This window comes from Streptomyces sp. NPDC001027 (genome assembly GCF_040299045.1).
GTDB lineage: Bacteria > Actinomycetota > Actinomycetes > Streptomycetales > Streptomycetaceae > Streptomyces.
Map to the genome: position 1 here is coordinate 1 of NZ_JBEPBI010000527.1, position 2,044 is coordinate 2,044.

Annotated in this window: 2 protein-coding genes; both read left to right on the top strand. The window is 72.3% G+C overall.

The genetic code is table 11. The features are described from left to right. The first annotated feature begins 197 nt into the window (after positions 1–197). Complete coding sequence (locus tag ABT300_RS43535; protein WP_351688583.1) at positions 198–656, top strand: helix-turn-helix domain-containing protein; 459 nt, start codon at positions 198–200, stop codon at positions 654–656. 368 nt (positions 657–1,024) lie between these two features. Continuing rightward, positions 1,025–2,014: a malate dehydrogenase gene (locus ABT300_RS43540; protein WP_266726272.1), complete on the top strand. Its 990-nt coding sequence runs from the start codon at positions 1,025–1,027 to the stop codon at positions 2,012–2,014. Positions 2,015–2,044 lie beyond the last annotated feature (30 nt).

The window sequence follows — 2,044 nt, forward strand, 5'->3', positions numbered from 1 at the left end:
CCCCGAAGAGGACGGGCCGCCGACGCGTGCCACGTTCCCTCACGCGAAGGCCCTGTTCAACAGCTGTCCGAACGCTGTGGCACGGAGGTGACCGTTCCGCTGTCGTGTGCGCGCACACCGCCGTAGCGGCGCAGGCCGGGGAACCGACCGGCCGCCCGGCGTCGTCCCCTGAACGAACCGAAGGGAAGGTGGGCGGGATGGGCTCCTGGCAGCCGCTGCCGGACGGGCTGCCGTCGGAGGTACGGCACTTCGTGGAACAGTTGCGGCAGCTCAAGGACGGCACGGGCCTCAGCCTGGCCGCGCTCGGCGCGCGCACCGCGTACAGCAAGTCCTCCTGGCAGCGCTATCTCAACGCGGTCCAGCCGCCGCCCCGGCAGGCCGTCGCCGCGCTGTGCAGGGTCGCGGGACTGGCGGGCGCGGACGCCGAACGGCACGTCGTGCGCTGGGAGTTGGCCGTCGAGGTCTGGCCGCGGCCCGCACCGGTCGATCCGGCCGAGGCCTACCGGGAGGATCCGACGGTCCCCTGGTGGGACCGGCTGGAGGAGCCCGCCCCGCCGCCCCCGCCCGCACCGGCCGGACGGCTCCTGCTGTACGCGGCCCTGCTCCTGCTGGCGCTGCTGCTCGCCGCCGTGGCGGGCGCGCTCGCCTTCGGCTGAGCCGACGCGGCGTCGGGCGGGGCCGCCGTACGGGTGACCGGCCGGAGAAAAAGGCGGCCCGCGCAGGAGTAGGCGCCTCCGCTCCGGGAAGGCGGACGGATACCCCCACGGGAGTCCGGCACGACCCGGCACCCCCACACGGCGGCCGCCGATCCCCCTCTCCCGGACCGGCGGCCGCCGCTTCGTGCGGGTCTCCCGTGCGCCGAGGGGCACTCTGTGAAGCGGGCCACACAACCCCGGACGTCCGGCATCCCGGATGCGCGATAGCCTGACCGCTGACCGGATCTCTTGATGCCAAGAGATCGATCATTTGTACGTCCCACCCGGGGCAGGGACGCCCCACCGACAGCTGTCATACGGAGAACGCCATGACCCGCACTCCCGTGAACGTCACCGTGACCGGCGCGGCCGGCCAGATCGGTTACGCCCTGCTCTTCCGCATCGCCTCCGGCCAGCTGCTCGGCGCGGACGTGCCGGTCAGGCTGCGCCTGCTGGAGATCACCCCGGCGCTCAAGGCCGCCGAGGGCACCGCCATGGAGCTGGACGACTGCGCGTTCCCGCTGCTCCAGGGCATCGACATCACCGACGACGCGAACGTCGCCTTCGACGGGGCCAACGTGGCCCTCCTCGTCGGCGCCCGCCCCCGCACCAAGGGCATGGAGCGCGGTGACCTCCTCGAGGCCAACGGCGGCATCTTCAAGCCGCAGGGCAAGGCCATCAACGACCACGCCGCGGACGACATCAAGGTCCTCGTCGTCGGCAACCCGGCCAACACCAACGCCCTGATCGCCCAGGCCGCCGCGCCGGACGTACCGGCCGAGCGCTTCACCGCGATGACCCGCCTCGACCACAACCGCGCGCTGACCCAGCTCGCGAAGAAGACGGGCTCGACGGTCGCCGACATCAAGCGTCTGACCATCTGGGGCAACCACTCGGCCACCCAGTACCCGGACATCTTCCACGCCACGATCGCCGGCAAGAACGCCGCCGAGGTCGTCAACGACGAGAAGTGGCTGGCGGAGGACTTCATCCCGACCGTCGCCAAGCGCGGCGCGGCCATCATCGAGGCCCGCGGCGCGTCCTCCGCGGCGTCGGCCGCCAACGCCGCCATCGACCACGTCCACACCTGGGTCAACGGCACCGCCGAGGGCGACTGGGCCTCCATGGGCATCCCGTCCGACGGCTCCTACGGCGTCCCGGAGGGCCTGATCTCCTCCTTCCCGGTCACCGTGAAGGACGGCGTCTACGAGATCGTCCAGGGCCTGGACGTCAACGAGTTCTCCCGCGCCCGCATCGACGCGTCGGTGCAGGAGCTGGCGGAGGAGCGCGAGGCGGTTCGCGCACTCGGCCTGATCTGAGCCTGAACGCACGCGATCCCCGGACGGTCC